The sequence below is a fragment of the Streptomyces sp. NPDC023527 genome (genome assembly GCF_055560115.1).
This window is the reverse complement of record NZ_JBVHJJ010000019.1, coordinates 48,857-67,416: the sequence shown is the minus strand read 5'-3', so window position 1 is coordinate 67,416 and position 18,560 is coordinate 48,857. Positions and strand designations below refer to the sequence as shown.

The 18,560-nt window shown below is 69.7% G+C and carries 18 protein-coding genes and 1 pseudogene; 6 read left to right on the top strand and 13 right to left on the bottom strand.

Annotated elements, in window-relative coordinates; genetic code table 11:
- Positions 1–49: 49 nt before the first annotated feature.
- On the bottom strand, positions 50–376 hold the full coding sequence (locus ACZ303_RS30315; RefSeq protein WP_467343680.1) for a TcmI family type II polyketide cyclase: 327 nt from the start codon (positions 374–376) through the stop codon (positions 50–52).
- A 159-nt stretch (positions 377–535) separates the two neighbouring features.
- Entirely contained in the window at positions 536–2,008 is a 1,473-nt protein-coding gene (locus ACZ303_RS30310) for an FAD-dependent monooxygenase (RefSeq protein ID WP_467343749.1), read from the bottom strand.
- 1,164 nt (positions 2,009–3,172) lie between these two features.
- On the opposite strand from ACZ303_RS30310, the gene ACZ303_RS30305 reads away from it, so the two are divergent.
- Positions 3,173–3,484: a hypothetical protein gene (locus tag ACZ303_RS30305; protein WP_467343679.1), complete on the top strand. Its 312-nt coding sequence runs from the start codon at positions 3,173–3,175 to the stop codon at positions 3,482–3,484.
- A gap of 88 nt (positions 3,485–3,572) precedes the next feature.
- Here the strand turns inward: ACZ303_RS30305 and ACZ303_RS30300 are convergent, their stop codons facing one another.
- From ACZ303_RS30300 to ACZ303_RS30290, 3 genes are all read right to left on the bottom strand, one after another.
- Positions 3,573–4,238, bottom strand: a complete 666-nt coding sequence (locus ACZ303_RS30300; protein WP_467343678.1) for an NPCBM/NEW2 domain-containing protein — start codon at positions 4,236–4,238, stop codon at positions 3,573–3,575.
- 6 nt (positions 4,239–4,244) lie between these two features.
- Positions 4,245–4,778 carry a DUF4282 domain-containing protein gene (locus ACZ303_RS30295; protein ID WP_467343677.1) on the bottom strand — a complete coding sequence of 178 codons (534 nt, stop codon included), beginning with the start codon at positions 4,776–4,778 and terminating at the stop codon, positions 4,245–4,247.
- A 94-nt stretch (positions 4,779–4,872) separates the two neighbouring features.
- The gene (locus tag ACZ303_RS30290) at positions 4,873–5,580 is read right to left on the bottom strand and encodes a nuclear transport factor 2-like protein (RefSeq protein ID WP_467343676.1); all 708 of its coding nucleotides are present in this window, start codon (positions 5,578–5,580) and stop codon (positions 4,873–4,875) included.
- Positions 5,581–5,915: 335 nt separating this feature from the next.
- Here ACZ303_RS30290 and ACZ303_RS30285 point away from each other — a divergent pair, with 335 nt between their 5' ends.
- Positions 5,916–7,133 carry a GDSL-type esterase/lipase family protein gene (locus ACZ303_RS30285; RefSeq protein WP_467343675.1) on the top strand — a complete coding sequence of 406 codons (1,218 nt, stop codon included), beginning with the start codon at positions 5,916–5,918 and terminating at the stop codon, positions 7,131–7,133.
- Between the two features lie 439 nt (positions 7,134–7,572).
- Positions 7,573–7,746, top strand: a complete 174-nt coding sequence (locus ACZ303_RS30280) for a hypothetical protein (RefSeq protein WP_467343674.1) — start codon at positions 7,573–7,575, stop codon at positions 7,744–7,746.
- Between the two features lie 263 nt (positions 7,747–8,009).
- On the opposite strand, the gene ACZ303_RS30275 is transcribed toward ACZ303_RS30280, so the two are convergent.
- Entirely contained in the window at positions 8,010–8,915 is a 906-nt protein-coding gene (locus ACZ303_RS30275; RefSeq protein ID WP_467343673.1) for a S41 family peptidase, read from the bottom strand.
- A gap of 57 nt (positions 8,916–8,972) precedes the next feature.
- On the opposite strand from ACZ303_RS30275, the gene ACZ303_RS30270 reads away from it, so the two are divergent.
- Positions 8,973–9,512 carry an ArsR/SmtB family transcription factor gene (locus tag ACZ303_RS30270; RefSeq protein WP_467343672.1) on the top strand — a complete coding sequence of 180 codons (540 nt, stop codon included), beginning with the start codon at positions 8,973–8,975 and terminating at the stop codon, positions 9,510–9,512.
- Positions 9,513–9,614: 102 nt separating this feature from the next.
- Here the strand turns inward: ACZ303_RS30270 and ACZ303_RS30265 are convergent.
- A pseudogene (locus ACZ303_RS30265) lies at positions 9,615–9,860 on the bottom strand (ADP-ribosylglycohydrolase family protein); the annotation flags it as partial.
- A gap of 376 nt (positions 9,861–10,236) precedes the next feature.
- Between ACZ303_RS30265 and ACZ303_RS30260 the strand changes: the two are divergent.
- On the top strand, positions 10,237–10,707 hold the full coding sequence (locus ACZ303_RS30260; protein ID WP_467343671.1) for an RICIN domain-containing protein: 471 nt from the start codon (positions 10,237–10,239) through the stop codon (positions 10,705–10,707).
- A 128-nt stretch (positions 10,708–10,835) separates the two neighbouring features.
- Here ACZ303_RS30260 and ACZ303_RS30255 read toward each other — a convergent pair whose 3' ends face one another.
- From ACZ303_RS30255 to ACZ303_RS30245, 3 genes are all read right to left on the bottom strand, one after another.
- The gene (locus ACZ303_RS30255) at positions 10,836–11,591 is read right to left on the bottom strand and encodes a PE-PPE domain-containing protein (protein WP_467343670.1); all 756 of its coding nucleotides are present in this window, start codon (positions 11,589–11,591) and stop codon (positions 10,836–10,838) included.
- A gap of 141 nt (positions 11,592–11,732) precedes the next feature.
- Complete coding sequence (locus ACZ303_RS30250) at positions 11,733–12,473, bottom strand: DUF6585 family protein (protein ID WP_467343669.1); 741 nt, start codon at positions 12,471–12,473, stop codon at positions 11,733–11,735.
- On the bottom strand, positions 12,470–13,567 hold the full coding sequence (locus tag ACZ303_RS30245; protein ID WP_467343668.1) for an AfsR/SARP family transcriptional regulator: 1,098 nt from the start codon (positions 13,565–13,567) through the stop codon (positions 12,470–12,472). The genes ACZ303_RS30250 and ACZ303_RS30245 overlap by 4 nt, the downstream gene beginning before the upstream one ends.
- A gap of 163 nt (positions 13,568–13,730) precedes the next feature.
- Here ACZ303_RS30245 and ACZ303_RS30240 point away from each other — a divergent pair, with 163 nt between their 5' ends.
- Positions 13,731–16,079: an NACHT domain-containing protein gene (locus ACZ303_RS30240; RefSeq protein WP_467343667.1), complete on the top strand. Its 2,349-nt coding sequence runs from the start codon at positions 13,731–13,733 to the stop codon at positions 16,077–16,079.
- Positions 16,080–16,152: 73 nt separating this feature from the next.
- Here ACZ303_RS30240 and ACZ303_RS30235 read toward each other — a convergent pair whose 3' ends face one another.
- Genes ACZ303_RS30235 through ACZ303_RS30225 form a run of 3 tightly spaced genes read right to left on the bottom strand, consistent with a single transcriptional unit; the run spans position 16,153 to position 18,457 of the window.
- Entirely contained in the window at positions 16,153–17,385 is a 1,233-nt protein-coding gene (locus tag ACZ303_RS30235) for a beta-ketoacyl-[acyl-carrier-protein] synthase family protein (RefSeq protein WP_467343666.1), read from the bottom strand.
- Positions 17,382–17,651 (bottom strand): acyl carrier protein, encoded by a 270-nt coding sequence (locus tag ACZ303_RS30230; RefSeq protein ID WP_467343665.1) that lies wholly within the window; start codon positions 17,649–17,651, stop codon positions 17,382–17,384. The genes ACZ303_RS30235 and ACZ303_RS30230 overlap by 4 nt, the downstream gene beginning before the upstream one ends.
- A gap of 23 nt (positions 17,652–17,674) precedes the next feature.
- Positions 17,675–18,457, bottom strand: a complete 783-nt coding sequence (locus ACZ303_RS30225) for a methyltransferase domain-containing protein (protein ID WP_467343664.1) — start codon at positions 18,455–18,457, stop codon at positions 17,675–17,677.
- Between the last annotated feature and the right edge of the window lie 103 nt (positions 18,458–18,560).

Below are 18,560 nucleotides of genomic sequence, written 5' to 3'. Positions count from 1 at the left end.
GTAAACAACGTCCACGCCACCGAATCCGCGCCCGGCTCCGGGGCGGGGGTCACTCGGCCGTCCAGTTGTAGAAACGGGTGGCCATCGCGTCCGCCGGGGACCGCCAGGTCGCCGGGTCGTACGCCTCGATGAACGGCTTGAGGTCCTGGCTGATCCCCACGAACCGCGGGTCGCTCTTGGCCTCCTCGATCAGCTCGCCGCCGTTGTCCCCCTCGAAATCCTGCAGGTGGAAATACAGGCCCCGGTAGGAGAACAGCTGACGGCGCAACGTACCCATACGGTGCGGCATCTCCGTGGCATCGAAGTCACCGAAAAGGCGGGCGACATCAGTGCTGGAGCCAGGCTCCATCCGGGCCACGATCAACGTGCTGTGCATGAAGGAACTCTCTTCTGAATGGGAGGACAGTAATTCGGAATCCGGTACGCCGGTGGGTGGGTACGTACGTGGTCGCGCCGACCGTGGTCCGCGGCCCCGCCGGGTGGCATCGTCTGCCGGCCGCAGTCCACCCAGGGCAGGTCAGGGCGGGGCGGAGGGTCAGATAAGGGGCTTGCCGAACCAGCGTTCCAGGGCCATGGGCAGATCGTGGTGGGCGCCGGGAGCGGCCCAGGCGATGTAGCCGTCGGGGCGGATGAGGACCGCACCGGTGCCGTGCAGATCATCGCCGGGGACGAGGCCGTGCGGGGCGGCGGTGACGATGTCGATGCGGTCGCGCCAGCCGGCGGCCCGGGAACGCAGCCGCGGGTTGTCCTCAAGATCGAGCAGAACACCCCGGCCGGCGTGCAGCAGTTCGGTGCTGGAGGTCTTCAGGCTGGGCCCCACCAGTTCCAGGCGGGGCATCCGGCGTCCGAGCAGCGGGTGGCTGCCGGTCCCGACGGGGTAGGTGATCTCCAGGCCGCTGACCATGCCGGCCAGATGGCGGCTGACGTCCTCATAGCCGATGAGCTCGCCCAGCACGTCACGCAGAGGCTGGACCTCGGGGCCGGAGAGGAAGAGCAGGCCCTGGGCGCGGGTGTTCATCAGCAGCCGCTGCCCGACCGGGTGCCGCTCGTCGTGGTAGGTCTCGAGCAGGCTCTCCGGCGCGGTCCCGGCGGTGACGGCGGCCAGTTTCCAGCCGAGGTTGACGGCGTCCTGGATCGAGGTGTTCATCCCCTGTCCGCCGGCGGGCAGATGGATGTGCGCGGCATCACCGGCCAGCAGGACCCGGCCCCGCCGGTACTCGGTGACCTGACGGGTGGCGTCCCCGAAGGAGGAGACCCACTCCGGCTCACCGTGGGAGATGTCGGTACCCGTCAGCCGCTTCCACGCCGCGGCGACCTCCTCGAACGAAGGAGGAACAGCCCGCCGCTGGGGCGGGGTACCGCGCTCGCAGACGATGATCCGGGTGATCCCGCCGGGCAGCGGGCCGACCATGACCATACCGCCGGGCAGAGTCTCCCCGATCATCCGCGGCTCGAGATCCAGACCCTTCACATCGGCGAGGAACATCTCCATCGTCGCCGCCGTACCGGGGAAATCGAAACCCGCTCCCTTACGGATCAGGCTGCGCCCCCCGTCACACCCCACCAGATACTTCGCCCGCAACGTGAGCGGACCGGTGGGGCCGCTGACCTCGACCCGGATGTGATCGCCCTCATCGGCGAAGGACAACACCTCGTGCTCGCGCCGCAGGTCCGTGCCCAGCGAGAGCACCCACTCCTCGAGCACCGTCTCGGTGTGCGACTGCGGCACCGACTTGGCGGCCTGCTGCGCCCCCTGAAGGACCCCGAAATCGACGGGCAGCCCACCGAAATGACCCTGGGTACTGGTATCGATATCCCCGAAACGGCCCAGCAGCCCCCGCTGATCGAAGATCTCCATCGTCCGCGCGGTGAAGCCCAGACCCCGTGACTCACCCGTCCGTGCCGCCAGCCGCTCCAGAACAATGACCTCCGTCCCGGCCAGGCGCAGTTCACCGGCGAGCATGAGCCCGGCCGGACCAGCACCCACGATAATCACCGCGGCATCCATAAACCTCTCCTCACGAACGAAAAACTTCACGGCCACCACGGCCACCAGACATGCAACAAGAAGAAACCCTGCGGAAATCAACAACGCCGACACGACCAAAACCACCGCACCACGGCCACGAAACCCGAAAAGCAAACCCTCACTCACCAGGAGACTCTTGCCTGCCGGTACGCGCTCTCAATGGCGCGTCGGCACACCGCGCACACGAAAGTCGGGAGTTCTTCCTTTTCATCGGTTTTACCGGCCCGGCGGGGCTGAGATAAAGCTTCATCGCTCACCACACCCCCCGTCAACCCGCAACCATTCAGGCCTTGGTGAGCAACGTCAAAACCATGCAAGATTCCTTCACGCCAACTACCAACGGCCCACCAACCCGCCACCCGAACCCACCCCACCCGCCCAACACCAGGCCTGTCACGGCATACGCGAGAGGCGACCGGGGCCGGCCGCCGGCCTCACCAAAAGCGGCCGACGCGCCTCCGCGCCCATGCGCTCGGCACAGAGGTACGGGTCAGTGAAGAGACCTATTCCTGCTCCTGGGTCCGCCAGTACCCTGGCGGCCTTTCCGGGGACTCCGGGCGGTTCGCACGGGGCTCGGACGCCAAGGGAGGGATCACAGAAATGGATCACCCCTTGGGCAGACCCATCCACATACGTTGGCGGCGGGCCGCGCTCGTACTGGCCGCGGCGGTCGCCGTCACCGTGCCCGCGTCGCTACCCACGCAGGCATCCGCCTCTGTCGCGCGAGGGAGACATGCCTCCGTCCAGGAAGCTCCGCAGCAGCCATCCACCTCGGCGGGGTCCGAGTCAGCAGCCGATCCGGCGACAGTCGGTCCGTATTCCTTCAAGGAGTGCCGCGACGAGGCCAAGCTCCCGGGTAAGTTCGGTGTGGCCTACGCGTTCCGTAGCCGATTCGAGTCGTGCATGGTACGGCGCGCTCAAATGGGCGCAAGAGAACCGGGCGCACCCCCTTTCGGCGGTGCTGAATTTCCGTGTCACGCTGTTGGGCCATGGACGGCACACCGGGGGCCGTGAGGCCCGATTCGAGTGGGTGCTGGATGACATCGACCCTTGGGGCGACTGGAACAGGGCCAAGAAAGAGGCCTTCACACTCTCCCTGACGTGCGCGGCCACGGCGGCGCCACGTGCAGTACCAATGCCCGCGTGAACAGCCACACACTCGAGAACTGGTACCTATCCCAGCACAAGGGCGAGTTCACCCTCGATGCGTCCAGCTCGCCGAAGAGCGCGGTGACGGATACCGGTGCGAAGAATCCCCATCACGACGACGATGTGGTGAGCTTCCATCAGGCCGTGGTGCGGATGGAGGGCAGCAACGGTGTCTTCGTACGCCACACGCTGGGGCTGCGCTGCGACAAGGCTACCTACATCAGCAGGGGCCCGGGCGGCTGCCTCTTCCACCAGATCGATCCCGTCTTCCGGGGTGGCATCGCCACCTCACCGCTGATGTCTTGAACCACTCGTACAGAGCCGGGCAGCGCACACAGCCGCCTGGCTCACGCGCGCCGGAGGCGCCCGCCGAACCGTCCGGGATCCGGGCGGCTCAGTCGAGGCGGGCGTCGCCCCATACGCCGTAGGCGTACGTGTCGGCATCGGGACCGGTGTAGGTGACCACCAGCGTGATGCGCAGGACGTCGGTGACATCGAGGCGGACGTTCTTGACCTCGCCCAGCCGGATCGGCTCCTTGTACAGGGATTTGCCGTCGGCGAGGACTTCGAACGTCGTCGTCGATCCTGTCGGGGAGTCGTCGCGCAGGCCGGCTGCGGCGGTGAACGTCCGCCAATGGCGGCCGAGCTGGTATTCCGCCTCGTTCGCCGGGATGGAGCTCTTGTCCGCGCGGAGGGAAACGCTGCGGGGGAACGTCCTGCCGTTCACGTCGGCGGATCCGTTGTCGACGCCAGAAGAAGTGCGCAGCGGGTCCATCTCGCCGAGGTACTCCGTAGCGGGTGCCGTCGTGGAAGGCGCCGTCGTGGGGGAATCGCTCGTCCCGCCCCCGGCACTCGCTCCGCCCCCGGCCGGCGCCGTCTTCGTGGTCTCGTGGGCCGGGGGCGCCTCATCGGATCCGCATCCGGAGGCCACGACGGTGAGCGCGGCGGACGCGGCCAGCGCCAGGGCGGGCGCGGCTGCCCGCGCAGTGCACCGCCGCCGGGCCGGCGAAGTCCTTCTCGGATGACGGTCCTTCGGCGTCGCCTCCCGCACAATCGCCATGACTCGTCACACTCCTCTGTGTCCGTCGCCGCGCTCCCGGATCTCATGGAGGTCGGAACCCATCCGGAAGATCACCATCGTCAGTTCGAGGGCGACACGGACCGCGAGCAGCCACAACAGCGCCACGACGGGGCCGAAGACCAGGACGATGACGCCCCCGGCCGCCGAGACGGTGAAGCCCAGAATGACATAGAAGATCCAGGCGCACACGATGATGATCGTGGCCACCACGTAGATGAACTTGATGACTTTAGGAGTCACGAAGCTGGTGAAGCCGAAGGAGAACAGATCCCCGAAGAAGCCCTTCTCCGCGGCAGGTGGCCCTCCGACCCGCTGATGCGGAGGGCCGAACCGGGGCGGCGGACCGTGGAGTGGTGCTCCCGACGCGGTGGGGGCTCCCAAAGGCTGCGGCGGCCCGGGGCTCGGCGCCCCACCGCCCACGCCCGCTGCGGTGACACGCTGGTGGCCGCACTGAGGACAGAAGGCGGCCGCCGGCCCGACCGATGCGCCGCAGTTCGGGCAGTTCACTGAGTCCGACATGATGCCTCACTCACGTTCCTCATTGCGCGGCACGACCGGCCCTCGGCACCCGGGTCCCACGAGCGACGGATGCCGGCGCGGGGTGCAGGGGTGGTCATTGCTGCTCGATATCGGCCGACGTGATGACGCCGTCGCTGACGGTGTAGATCCCGGCGAAGTGCTGGTGGGTGCCGTCCGTCTGCGTGACGTCGAGGGCGACCTGTACCCGGTCACCGACGACGGAGAGGACGGTGACCTCGTCGGACGCCGTTCCCTTGAAGGTGTCGACGAAGGACTCGTAGGTGCCCCCGATGAGGTTCTTGCCTCCGAGGTCCCATGCCTGTCGGAAGTCGCCTGCGTTGATGGCGGCGAAGTATGCCTCGACCGTGGCCTGCGGGCCGGATGCGGTCGGTGAGGACGCTGTGCCCCCCGTGGTGCCCGGTGCGGGCTGCCCGGCGGACTGAGAGGGGGAGGCCGGTTCGGAGGGCGAGGCGGACTCCGTCACCGTGACGGTGTCCACCGGCTCCCTGGAGTCCGAGCCGGTCAGTTGTGTCACCCCTGCGTACGCGCCCCCGGCGAGCATCGCCGCGAGGAGCAGCCCCGCGGCGATCAACCGCGGGGGCGGTCCGCGCCGGTGCTTGGGTGGTCCTCCCGGTGGCGGCTCTACGGGTGGCTCCTCGGCGTAGGGGTGCTGGACCGTCGGCTCGTCCGCGTAGAAGCCGCCCTGCACCGTCGGCTCGTCGCTGTACAGATTTCGAGCCGTAGGTTCCGGTATCTGTGTTCCCTGTACTGTCGGCGCCTCGTCCCCGCCGGTGCCTGTCACGGGGACGCCACACACGCTGCAGTACGGTGCGGGTTCGACCTCGTGGCCGTTGGGGCATGTGACCACCATGGGTGCGCCGCAGGCCGCGCAAAACCAGGATGCGGGCTCCCCCGGCGCCGGCTGATGCCCGTTCCTGCAGTGGGGTACCTGTTCGCTCGTCATCAGCGGTTTCCCCTCGACGGAGCGAGGATCTTCCTGCTTTTATTCTCCGGCGCCGACGCCGTGGGCGCATCCGCGAATCAGTCCGAGACACCGGCGCCGGTGGTCGGAGTGAAGGCCCGCCGTGCCAGGAAAACCATTGGCCGGACCACGCATCCGACCAGCAGAATGCAATCATGAACGACCGGCTCGACGACGTCCCCGGCGACCCCACGGCGGCCCCGGCGACGGACTGGATCACCACGCCCATCACCGCGGACCTCCTGCGCGGCGCCCTGGATCTGGAGCGCACCGAGCACGGCGTGCTGCCGCACCGGCTGCCCGCCCGGGCCCGTGCTCAGTGTGCCGACGGGCAGCTGGCCATGGCCGAGGCTCAGCCCTCCGGCGTACGGATGGTGTTCCGCACGCATGCCACGACCGTTGAGCTGGACGCACTGCGCACCAAGAATGCCTACGAGGGCGCCCCGCCCCGCCCCGATGGCGTGTACGACCTGCTCGTCGACGGCCGGCTGACCGGGCAGGCCAGTGTGCCCGGCGGCAACGTCCTGATGGTGGACATGGCCACCGGGTCCGCGGAGACCCGGCCCGGCCCGGTCGGCACCGTCCGGTTCTCCGGCCTCTCCGACCGCGTCAAGGACGTCGAGATCTGGCTGCCGTACAACGAGATCACCCAGCTGGTCGCCCTGCGCACCGACGCCCCCGTCGAGCCTTTGCCGGACAGGGGCCGCAAGCGGTGGCTGCACCACGGCAGTTCGATCAGCCACGGCTCCGTCGCCGCGAGCCCCAGCACGACCTGGCCCGCGCTGGCCGCCTCCCTCGGCGGCGTGGAGCTGACCAACCTGGGTCTCGGTGGCAGCGCCTTGCTCGACCCGTTCACCGCCCGTGCCCTGCGTGACGCCCCGGCCGACTTGATCAGCGTCAAGATCGGCATCAACCTCGTCAACACCGACCTGATGCGCCTGCGCGCCTTCGGCCCCGCGGTGCACGGCTTCCTCGACACCATTCGCGAGGGCCACCCCGCCACTCCCCTCCTGGTCGTCTCGCCCGTGCTGTGCCCCATCCACGAGGACACGCCCGGACCCAGCGCCCCGGACTTCAGCGCCGGGAGGCTCCAGTTCCGGGCCGCGGGTGACCCTGCGGAACGGGCCGCCGGGAAGCTGACCCTCAATGTCATCCGGGACGAACTGGCCCGCATCGTGAAGCAGCGGGCGGTCGACGACCCGAACCTGCACTACCTCGACGGCCGCGACCTCTACGGCGAGGCGGACTTCGCGGAACTGCCCCTGCCCGACCAGCTCCACCCGGACGCCGCCACGCACCACCGCATCGGCGAACGCTTCGCCGCGCTGGTCTTCGGCTCCGGCGGCCTGTTCGCCGCCGCAGAGCGTGCTTGAGACGTTGTGGACGGCGTCGTCCGACGAACGGGGCCTGATCAGTCCGTCACCACCGGCGGACGGGTGGATGCCGCCGTCATGGGCGAACTCACCCCCGGCGCGTGGAGCTGGTGTGCTGCAACCCTGGCAGGACGCCCTCCCAGCCCACCCCGACCGCCAGGAGGCAAGACTGTGCCCAACCACCGTCCAGACCTCTCCCCGGCGTACGACGACACCAACGTCCTGTTTCACTTCCTGCGTCATCTGGGCTGGGGCGACCTGCACAATCTGGGCTACGCCACCCTGCCGGCCTTGCCTCCTGCCTCCGCTCGCTGGCCTCCTTCCAACGTGCCCTGGCGCACCGTTCAACGGCCCTGCTGCACGCCCTGCCCGGACACCTCGTCCTCGACGCGGCCTGGGCGGGGCTACACCACCGCACGCCTGGCAGACAACCGCGGCGATGTTCCTCGCACGGCGCCGTGCCGGCCGCCAAGCCCTGCACCTGCTCTCGCCAGGACTGAAAGAATTCACTGCCTCGGACTGGAGCGAGCTCATCGACACCGCCCAGGCCCACCGGGCCGTGAGCCGAGTTGCCCGCTACCACGCCCTGGTGCTCGGCAAACCGAAAGGCTGAGCACCTTGAGAGTCCCAGCGGTCGCGTGGCACGGTCCGGTGGGTACTACCGCGGGCAGCCGTCGAGCCGACCGGGCACCTGCTGCTGATCACCCCGAGACGGACGCACACCGTGCGCTACGAGCCGGTTCGGGCAGCCAGTCGTGAGCCGGGTCGTACTCCAGCCATCGGCTTCGCCCCGCCTCCGCGGCGCAGGCGGCGGTGAGGCTGTTCAAGAGCTGTGCCATATCCCGTGGTTGGTGACGCTCCGTCAGCTGGAGTGGGTCAGCCTGCCAGCTGGGCGAGGGCCAGTGCGTGAGCGCGGTCGAGGGAGTCGGCAGCAGCGCAAGGGATGTCCGGCTGCACACCGGTGCCCTCCCAGTTCGTGCCGGAGACGGGGTTGATCGCGCGGCCAACCGGGATAGTGGCTTCCAAGTGCGGGTGCACCGTCCATCCCTCCCGAGGGTGTGCGCCGCCGCGGGTGCGCTCGCCGACGACAACGGCGCGGCCGAGCTGCTGCAGGTCGTATGCCAGCTCCTCAGCAGCGGAGAAGGTATGGCCGCTGGACAGCACATACAGTGGCTTGCTGCCACCGAAGCGCGCGCCGGGAACGTGCGGCAGGCTCCAGGACTGCTCGCTGCGCTCACCGCCGCGCCAGTACATGGTGTTGAGGTGGGTACGCTTGTCCAGTAGGTAGCTGCAGACGAAGGCGACCGTGTCCGGGTCGCCGCCCCGGTTGGCGCGAAGGTCCACGATCAGCGCCTGGGCTCGGGAGGCCAGGGTGAGCGCGGCGCTCAGCGGTTCGGCGACCCAATCCAGCGGGAACAGCATCGGCGCCAGCTCCAGTACGGCGACCCCTCCGTCGAGCAACTGGATCCGGGGCGCACCGCCCAGCGAGGCGTCGAAGTCCCGGCGCATGGAATCCAGGGCGGCCGCCCCCTGCTTGGGAGGCACCGGGTCGGCGTGGTACTTCAGGCTCAGGTGCCGATCGCCGTTGACGGACTGCAGGTCCGCGGTGACCAGCCGAGCGAGCTCTTCCGCGCCGTCGACGTCATAGGCGCCCTCGGCGAGGCGTCGTTGCAGCAGGCCGACGAGCTGCTCGGCTATCTCGGGGAAGACGTAGTGCTCGATCAGCAGCCGGGCCGTCTCGCCGATGACAGGAGCCGACGGAAGTTTCGTACGCGTTGTCATGGCAGAGAGTAGAGCACCGACCTTGCGAAAGCGTCAAAGAATTTAGACACTTTCGGTATGCGCGACCAGCCTTCCTACCTGCCACCTCCTGAGGACGTCCTGGAGATCGGTGCGCCTGAGCAGTTCGCGGCGCTCTCTCACCCATTGCGTCAGCGGTTGCTCTTCGCCCTGGGCCATCGGCCTGCCACCATCAGCCAGCTTGCCGCGCAACTCGACGCGAAGAAGGGTAACGTGGCCCACCACCTCAAAGTGCTCCGCGGAGCCGGACTGGTCCACGTCGCCGAGACCCGTCAGGTCCGCGGCGGCACCGAGCAGTACTACCAGCGCACGGCACGCCGCATGGTCGTCGCCGAACCCCAAGCGGCAGGAACCGCCGCGATGCTCGCCGCGGTCGCCCAGGAGCTGGACCTCTCCCCTGCCGAGAACCTGACACTGCGCCACCTGCGTCTCAGCCCCGCGAAGGCAAGAGAACTCGGCGAGACGCTCGCCAAACTGGTCAACGAGGCCGAGGAAAATGCAGAGGACCAGCCCGTGCACGGCGTGCTGGTAGCGCTCTACCAGCAGGCTCTGCCGACCAGCACCACCAGTTCCGCCTAGCCGCGCAGCAGTGGCACCTCGCGCCAGTCCGTCCGCAGCGGGACCACGACGCCTACCCGAGGCGGCGGCTCATGAGGGTGATCACGGCCCAGGCGAGGTGTGCCTCGCTGCGTGGGTGAGGGCGGCGATGCGGCGGGCCGCGTCCATGGTGGCCTGTTGGCCGGCGGGCGCGAAGTAGACCGCGGAAGTCGATGCCCGCATCAGGGAGCCGTTTCCCGCAGCTCGCTGGTTGACCTGGAAACGGCTCGCGGCGGCCAGGTCCCAGGGCATGCTCTCGAAGGGGCCGCCCAGGGCGTCACCCACCGCTGAGCCGATGACCGCGCCGGCGGCCCGCTGAATCCGCTTCATTCGTGAAGACTGTCTGTGCCACGCCGACAGAACGACTCGCGCGCCTGCCAAACCTTCGGACAGCCAGGCGCGTCCACGCGTCGGCCGGAGGCTCCCGAAATCGAACCCGCATTTGCCTGGCAGGCCGAAAGACTCCCCGAGTCCGGAGAACCACGCGGTGACAACTCGTAGGAATCGGCTGGAAACAGGGCTCGCCGTGGGCGAGTTCAACAGAGGACGATGGCCCCCGAGATGGGGGCGCTCATGAAAGATGCGGCCTCACCGGCCGGAGTGTCAGAGATCTGCGACGACTACATCTTCCTTACTGCCCCTGAAAGGAAAGGAGATCATGACAATGAGAGGCAAAAGGCGTCTCGTTCTCGCACTCGTCTCGGGGATGGCCGTCACCGCGATGATCCCGACACCCACGGTCGCGCAAGCCGCGGCCGGCTCGGGCAAGGCTTCCGGCACGGTCACCGCGCCCGGCGAGCACCGGGTCGCCGTCGCCAACCGCATAATAACCCTGCAAAATCGGTACACGCGTGCGTGCCTGGACGACAGTCACGAGTACGGCTTGCGCGGATTCCCGTGCAATGGGCTTGATTTCCAACGCTGGAATACCGTTCTCCATTACTGGTGGAACGTCACGAATATGGCTACCGGTCGCTGCCTGGACGACAGCAACCCGTACGGATTGCGCACCATCGTGTGCAACGGAGGACCCAATCAGGAGTGGGTCCTGACGGACACCGCCGGAGCACTGGAACTGCGGAACCGCCAGACCGGACGCTGTCTGGACGACAGCCCCGTGGGAGTTCGTTCCTTCCCCTGCAACAGCCAGGATTACCAGCGCTGGGACTACCGGTAGATCCCGGACCCGGCCCGGCTCCGGAACGGCCCGCGCCGGCGCCCGGGGCCGGTGGAGGTCCACCGGACCCGGGCACTCCCCCGTGTCACCGGCCCGACCAGTCGTCCCAGGGCCGCGCGAGAGGGTGGTCAGGAGTCGAACCAGACGACTCCCTCACCACCGTCGTTGCCGATGGTCTTCGTCATGACATCGCCCTCCTGCCAGTACTTGGGGTGCTGGACCAGGAAGCCGCCGATGGACCTCACCGACGTCGCGTCGCACACACCATCGGTGCGGATGCAGAAGCGCCGCACCGGGACGCCGTCGTACTTAGCCGGGCCGGGGCCCGTAGAAGTGAACCCGAAGGCGCTCCACCCCTTGGGCGTCAGCGCCCAGATGCCGGTGCCCGGCTGCATCGGGTCGGCGTAGAGCATGCCGTTCACCTGTGAGCGGGGTATGTCGGTGCCTCCGTTGGCGATCGTCTGGAGCACCTGGTCGGCCGCCTGGGCGCCCTGTGAGTAGCCGACGATCGTGAGACGGGCGCTCGGGTCCCGGCGGTGGGTGGCCTCGACGGCGGCCAGCAGATTGCGGTATCCCTCGCGCACGCTGACGTCGAAGCTCGGCGCGCCCGGATCCGGCGAGTTGTTGCCGTTGAGCCAGGGTCCGGCGCTCGCCGGATAGCAAACCGGAACCGGAATGCCGCCGTTGAGGTGCTTGTTGGCGAATTGGTAGCTGCTGGTGCAGTCGGGGGCGGGCGCCGCCGCGCCCGTGCCGCCGAGTTCCAGGTAGTAGTGCCGCACCGGATCGGCGCGGGCGACGGTGGGAGCGACGGCTGTGGCGGCCACCATCGCCGCCGCCGCACCGGCGGCGAAGATCGCCTTCTTCCCTCTGCGGATCAGGGCCATCCCTCTGGTTCTCCTCGAGTCGAGACGACAGGCAACTGACGGGAAACGCTTCGACGTTAGGCACGGCCGTTGACATCGCGATGAAACGGATCGCCGGACTCGGTCCCGGGCCGGACGGACTCCGCCCCGCACCCCCGGACTTCAGCGCACACCGCCCGGCCCAAGACGCTCGACGAGCGCCCGCAGGATGAAGACGTTGGGGATGTCGGACGCCTCGGAGCCCAGCCCGTGCCACGTCCCGTCGATGTCGAGCTCGACGGCTCCCTCCCGGATCCGGATCCGCCGGACCTGCGGCCACCGCGCGCGGACCTCCCCGAATCCGATCTCCTCCCCGGTCAGCCACACATCGTCGAAGGTCAGACGCTCGCCCTGGTCAAGCGCGAACAGTGCCGAAGGCAGTTGGGCGCCGGTGATACCCCGCTGGATCTCCGTCCACCATTCCGCCCCGTCGCCCCGCTCCGGCCCGCCGCGCAGCATCACCCGCCGCCCGTCGACGTCGGTGAGCGTGCAGGCGCCGCCGGAGCGGGCCGGGTCGTACGGGCGCAGGGGGCCCGTACGGGATACGGAGGTGGTGTCGTAGCGGACGACGTGGATCCGCCCCTTGACGGTGACCGTCATTCCATGCTCGTACAGGTCCAGTCGCGCGTCGTCGCGCCCTTTCGCCGCAGAAGACCTGCCGTGCCGGACGAAGCCGAGGACAACGACGAAGACCAAGGCCAGCAGACCGTGGATCCCCTGGGACTTCAGTACCTTCGCGGGTGCCGTGTGCGTGGCTCCCGCGTAGGTGGCGCGCCGCTTGCCGAGGTGTTCGCGGCCGGCCGCCGCCGAGATCCTCGCCAGCAGCAGTTCCTCGCTGGGCGTACGCCGCGCCGGTTGCGTCACTGCGCGGTCCCGGTGAGGTCGAGGCGGGCTTCCTCCCCGCGCAGGATCATCTGGTGCGTCCGCCGCAGTATCCGGCCCGGAGAGACGCCCAGTTCATCGGCCAGAGAGCGGCGGGTACGGTCGAACACCCTCAACGCGTCGGCCTGTCGGCCGCTGAGGTACAGCGCGCGCATCAGCATCGCGGCGACCGGTTCGTTCAGGGGCTGCGCCGCGGTCAAGGCCGAGAGTTCTTCGATCACTTCGAGGTGCCGGCCCAGCCGCAGCTGCCAGCCGATCTTCCGCTGTACGAGGGCGGTCCTGCGCTCGGTGAGCCGCAGCCGCTCCAGCTCGGCGAACGGGCCGGGCTGGCCGGCCAGGGGCTCGCCACGGAACAGGTCCAGCGCCCGGGAGCAGGCACGGACCGCCGCTGCCAACTCGCCCGCCCGCTCGGCCGTGCCGGCCGCGGTGACCAGTTCCTCCATGCGCGCCACGTCCACGGCGACCGTGCCGGGGAGCAGCCGGTAGCCGCACTGATCGCGGTCGATCACCGAGTCCGGGCCGCCTCCCGTGTCCAGGAGCTTGCGCAGCCGGTAGATGTACACCGGCACCACGTTCGTGTTCGGCGGCTCCTCCCCCCACACCCCGTCGAGCAGTTCCTGCCGGCTGACCGTCCGGCCCAGGCACAGCGCCAGCACCGTCAGCACGGCTTGCCGGCGCAGATGTCCCAGTTCCAGGGGCTGCCCGTCGCGCCGTGCCCTCAGCGGCCCGAGCACCGAGATCTCCAGTCGTGGTCCGGGCAGGTGGCGGGCCGCCGTCGGCGGCACCGGGCTCGCCGCCTGTCTGCGGGGGCCGCGGCCGGGGGCGACCAGGCCGCAGTCGAAGGCGTGGACGATGACGGCGGCGCGATCACGCAGTCCGAGCTTGACGAGGATCCGGGCGAGGTGTCCGGCCACCGCGTCCTCGGGAATGGCGAGGGCGGTGGCGATCTCGTCGTCCCTCAGGCCGCAGCCGACCGCGTAGAGCACCTCGCGCTCCTGGTGCCTGAGCGTGGTGGTGCTCGGACTGCCGGTGGTCGTGGTGCTCGGACGGCCAGTGGTCGTGGTGGTGGTCGGCATCGTGGCTCCCCTGGCTTCGGGCCGCTTCCCGCGGCGCGTGCCGTCGAGGCTGGTCCCGGCGCCGGAAAACAGACAGGCCAGGGGTACCGGCCGTATCCGGCCGGTGGCCACGCTAGATTCCCCACCTGGGAAAACAACATATCCGAGCGGGAGGCCGTGACCTGTGGCCAGTGAGTTCAGCACGCTGTTACGGCGGCTGCGGCACAACGCGGAAATGACCCAGGAGGCTCTGGCGGAGCGCGCCGGAGTGGGTGTGCGCACCATCCGCGGGTTGGAGACGGGTGAGCGCGCCGACCCCAGGGTGACCACGGTGCGGCTGCTGGCCGACGCGCTCGGGCTGAAACCGGCCGAACGCGAGGCACTGCTGGCGGCCGCCGTTCGCCGGGCCGAGGACACGAGCCGGCCGGACGACTCGGCCGACCACGTCGAACCGGCTCCCGGGCCGCCGGCGTCGGTGTTGCACGACACCCTGACCGACGTCGCCGAGCAGCTCGCCCACGCGGTGGCCGCCCGCTGGCAGCGCGAGGAGGAGCAACGGCAGGTGCACGACCCGTACCCGCTGCCGGTGCACTGGCGGCCGGCTCCCGAGGAGCTCACCGACCACTGGGCCAACATCCGGCGCCTGCCCGCCGGGGGCACGCACGGCCCGCTGGACCTCAGCGGTCGGCTGGACGAGATCGCGGGCGTGTACCGGCGGATCCCGTCCGGGCGGCTGGTCGTGCTGGGCCGGCCCGGTTCCGGGAAGACGATTCTCGCCATGCGGTTCGTCCTGGACTACCTGAAGTCGAGGGCCCGCACCGAGCCCGTACCGGTGATCTTCAGTATCGGCGCGTGGGATCCCACCGCCGTCACGTTCCGGGACTGGCTGACCGCGCAGCTGACCCGTGATCATCCTGGTCTCGCCGCCCCGGGGCCGGGCGGCCCGAGCCTGGCCGCCGCACTGGTCGAGTCCGGCCGGATACTCCCCGTGCTGGACGGCTTCGACGAGATCGCCGACGGTCTGAATCGCCCCGCGCTGGAGGCGCTCAACGCCACCACTCTTCCCCTGCTGCTGACGGGTCGTCCGTCCGAGTACGCGGCCGCCGTGGCGGAGACCGACGTGCTCACTTCCGCCGCCGCGGTGGATCTCGCCGATCTCACCCTGGGCGACCTGGCCGACTACCTGCCGCGCACCACGCGCAAGGCTCACGGCGGGGATCCCGCGACGACCGCGTGGGACCCCGTGCTGAGCGAGCTGCGCGAGCGGCCGCGCGGCCAGGACGGTGCCCACCTCGCCGCGGTGCTGACCACCCCGCTGATGGTCACGCTCGCCCGCGCCGTCTACAGCGACACCCCCGACCGTGACCCGGCCTCGCTCCTGGACACCGGTCGATTCGGGAGCGCCGAGGAGCTGGAGACCCACCTTCTCGACAACTTCATCGCCACCGCCTACCGCCTTCGCCCGGGCCACCGCCCGGCCGGCGGCCCACCCCGCGGCTTCGACCCGGATCGCGCCCGGTACTGGCTCGGTTGCCTCGCCCACCACCTGGCCCGGCTCGACACCCCCAACCTGGAATGGTGGCGGTTCGGCTCAGGGCTGCGCCGCTCCACTCGCACGCTGGTGATCGCGTCGGTGATCTGCCTGACCATCGGGTTCGTCGACTGTGCCGTGGGCGCCCTCTTCGATCCGTTCGGCTTCCAACTCGCGGACGGACTGGTGGTGGGGCTCCTCGCCGGGGTCACGCTCGGGCTCGCGTACTGGTTCATGGTCGCGGCCAAGGACACGGCGGTGCCGCCCTCCAACGTGGGCATGAAGGTGTTCAGCAGGGCGGGCAACGTCAGGCGGGGAACCGCCACCCGGTTCCTGATCGGTTCGCTGTTCGGGCTGGTCTTCGGCTTCGGCTACGGATTCATCCACGGAGTGCTCATCGGCTCCCTCCGCCGCCTCGGCCTCTCCACCGCCCTGCACATCGGTCTCGACGACGGCATACTCTTCGGGCTCGTGTTCGCGCTGGGAGCCGGCCCCACCCTCGCGCTCCTGGCCCTTCTCGAAGCCCCTCTCGACATCCGGTCCGCCGTCAACCCGGTCGGCCTCCTGCGGACGAACCGCCGAACGGTCGTCGCCCAGTTCATCGTCTGGGCAGCCGCCTTCGGGCTCCTGGTCGGCGTCGGGTCCGGGGTGGTGATCCGGCCCATGTCGGCGTTCCTGGGACCGCTCGTCTGGGACCTCACGGCCTCGATCAAGCTCGGCCTCATCAGCGGGCTCGGCGGCGCCTTCGGATACGTACTCGGCCTGACCGCCTGGGGTCAGTGGGTGGTCTTCGCCCGGATCTGGCTGCCGCTGACCGGCCGGCTGCCCTGGGCCCTCGTCGCCTTCCTGGAGGACGCCTATCAACGGGGCGTGCTCCGCCAGGCCGGCGCGGTCTACCAGTTCCGCCACGCCCGCCTCCAGGACCACCTCGCCCGTAACTACCGGGCGTCCCGTGGTCCCCGCCGGCCGGCGGGGTCGGGCGGTGCCGCGCCCCCTCGGTGACGGCGATCGCCGCCGCGCCGCGCCGAGGACCTGAGAGGTACGTCCCAGGGCGGCGCGGCGTCGCCCGGTACGGTCACGCGGAGCCGAAGACGACCGCCGAGTTCTGGCCGCCGAATCCGAAGTTCTGCTTGATGGCGACATGGATCGCGGCGGGTCGTCCCACGACCGGGGTGTAGTCCAGATCGCACTCGGGGTCGGGGTTGTCCAGGTTCGCGGTGGGCGGCACGTACTTCTCGCGCATGGCGAGCAGCACGCCGACGCTCTCCAACACCCCGCACGCGCCGCAGGCGTGGCCGATGACCGATTTGGGTGCCGTGATCGCCACGTGCCGCGCGTGGGAGCCGAACGCGAGCTTGACGGCCGCGGTTTCGGCACGGTCGTTGAGCGGTGTCGATGTGCCGTGCGCGCTGACCAGGTCCACGGCAGCGGTGTCGAGGCCGGCGTCGGCGCAGGCCAGCTCGATCGTCCTGGCCGCTACCGAGCCGTCCGACCGGGGAGCCAAGGGGTGGTGGGCGTCGCAGGTGGACGCGGCGCCGAGCACCTCGCCGTGTACGGTCGCGCCACGGCGTAGCGCGGAGCGTTCGGACTCCAGCACGAGCACGGCGGCGCCTTCGGCCGGCACCATGCCGTCGCGGTCGCGGTCGAACGGCCGGGACGCGCTCGCCGCCTGCGCCGCGGGTCGCTGGGAGAGCGCGTCCAGCAGGCAGAACGACGCCAGGCACGGCAGGTCCAGCCAGCTCTCCACACCGCCGACGAGGACCACGTCGGCGATGCCGTCGCGCACCGCGCGCATTCCGGCTCCGATGGCGTCCGTCGAGGCGGCGCAGGCGGTCGAGAGGGTGAGCACCGGGCCCGTGATGTCCAGTTCCTGGGCGACGAGTCCGGCGGCCTGGTTGGGCAGCAGACGGAGCAGGCCGAGCCGGTTCATCCGCGACCACCCGTCCCGGCGCAGTACGGTCACGAGCTGCGCGGTCTCGTCGAGCCCTCCCCCGCCGGTGCCGACGTACAGCGCTCCCGGCGGTACGCGCAGCCCCGCGTCCGCCCGCGCCTTCATCGCCGCGGCGAACAACAACTGCTGAAAGCGTGACGTACGGCGTACCTGCTGGGCGGACATGTGCTCCCGGGGGTCGAACCCCTTGACCACTCCGCCGACCTGGCACGGCAGCGGTTCCTCGAGTTCCAGCGCCGAGATCGCGGGCCGGCCCGCGGACAGGGCGTCCCACAACGCGTCCGGTGTGCCGCCCGCGCACGACTCGACGCCGATGCCGGTCACCAGTACGCGGTCGCGCGTCGCCCTGGATATCACAGCGTCCCCGACATGGCGTCGACCACGTCTCCGACGGTGTGGAGGTCGGTGATCCTGATGCTGGTGTCCGCCAGCTGGACCCCGAATTCCTGCTCCAGCACGGCGATCAGTTCGAGCGCCTCCATGGAGTCGAGTCCCAATACCGGCTGGTCGGGGTCGGCGGCATAGAATATGGCCGCGTCGCGGGTTATCGCCGCCCGGGATTCGCCCAGGTCGGGCCGGATACCGATGATGGCCCGGGTGACCACGTTCAATGCCTCGGTCATGGAGCAGTCCTTTCGTGAGGTTTTCATGGCCGGACAGCGGAAAAGTACACGCAGCGCCGCGTGATCGTGAACGGGGCGTGCTCGTATTGCCGCTCCATCGTCTCGGTGAGCAGTCCCGCGGCGACATGCCGTTCGATCCCGGGTAGCGCGGTGGCGGCGAACATCGGCGTCGAGCACAATGCGGCGAGAAAGCGCGGGCCGAGGGTGAATTCCCGCTCGGTGGTGACCACGCCGGTGAAGCCGCCCGCGTCGAGGGCGGCCTGATAGTCCCCGACGCTCCTGCGCAGCCCCGAGGGCCGGCCGGCGGACGACCGGGCCAGCGGGAGCCCCAGCGTCCGGGCGACGCGGCGGGCCGTGCCGACCAGCTCGGCGTACAGGGGCAGGTCGGCCGCGGTCTCCGCGCCCGAGTAGAAGGCCGAGTTGAATATCAGGCGTCCGCCAGGGTTGAGAACCCGCCCGATCGCGTCGAGCGCCTCGTCGAGGTCCGGGACGAGATGAACGCAGTTGGCCAGCACGACGGTGTCGAAGGAGTCCGGCGGGAACAGCCGGGAGACGGAGGCCGCGTCGCCCACGACGAAGCGGGCCCGGTCGCCCAGGCGGGCCCGTGCCGCCTCGAGCAGGGACGGCTCGGGATCGGCGCCGACCAGGGACATGGACGGGTCGCGCAGCAGCAGTTGTTCGCTGACGGCTCCGTCGCCGCACCCCAGATCGAGCACGGACGGCCCGGAACCGGCCGGGACCAGGTCGAGCAGCGCGCGGTTCAACTCGGCGTATTCCGGGTCGCGGCGCAGCGCGGCATAGTCCATGGACGGTCCGGCGTCGGCTGATGCTCGGGGGGATCGGCTCACTGCTCTTACGTTCATTGATTTACCCTCCGTCGGCTGCGATCGAGAATCGGAGCAGCGCGGA

Bases quoted from the DNA above. Each gene is read 5' to 3' on its own strand.
- ACZ303_RS30295 (WP_467343677.1), bottom strand. From the start codon at position 4,778: ATGTCGGACTCAGTGAACTGCCCGAACTGCGGCGCATCGGTCGGGCCG.
- ACZ303_RS30255 (WP_467343670.1), bottom strand. From the start codon at position 11,591: ATGGCCCTGATCCGCAGAGGGAAGAAGGCGATCTTCGCCGCCGGTGCG.
- ACZ303_RS30230 (WP_467343665.1), bottom strand. From the start codon at position 17,651: ATGACCGAGGCATTGAACGTGGTCACCCGGGCCATCATCGGTATCCGG.
- ACZ303_RS30270 (WP_467343672.1), top strand. From the start codon at position 8,973: ATGCGCGACCAGCCTTCCTACCTGCCACCTCCTGAGGACGTCCTGGAG.
- ACZ303_RS30245 (WP_467343668.1), bottom strand. From the start codon at position 13,567: ATGCCGACCACCACCACGACCACTGGCCGTCCGAGCACCACGACCACC.
- ACZ303_RS30315 (WP_467343680.1), bottom strand. From the start codon at position 376: ATGCACAGCACGTTGATCGTGGCCCGGATGGAGCCTGGCTCCAGCACT.
- ACZ303_RS30275 (WP_467343673.1), bottom strand. From the start codon at position 8,915: ATGACAACGCGTACGAAACTTCCGTCGGCTCCTGTCATCGGCGAGACG.
- ACZ303_RS30285 (WP_467343675.1), top strand. From the start codon at position 5,916: ATGAACGACCGGCTCGACGACGTCCCCGGCGACCCCACGGCGGCCCCG.
- ACZ303_RS30300 (WP_467343678.1), bottom strand. From the start codon at position 4,238: ATGGCGATTGTGCGGGAGGCGACGCCGAAGGACCGTCATCCGAGAAGG.
- ACZ303_RS30310 (WP_467343749.1), bottom strand. From the start codon at position 2,008: ATGGATGCCGCGGTGATTATCGTGGGTGCTGGTCCGGCCGGGCTCATG.
- ACZ303_RS30225 (WP_467343664.1), bottom strand. From the start codon at position 18,457: ATGGACTATGCCGCGCTGCGCCGCGACCCGGAATACGCCGAGTTGAAC.
- ACZ303_RS30260 (WP_467343671.1), top strand. From the start codon at position 10,237: ATGGCCGTCACCGCGATGATCCCGACACCCACGGTCGCGCAAGCCGCG.
- ACZ303_RS30280 (WP_467343674.1), top strand. From the start codon at position 7,573: ATGTTCCTCGCACGGCGCCGTGCCGGCCGCCAAGCCCTGCACCTGCTC.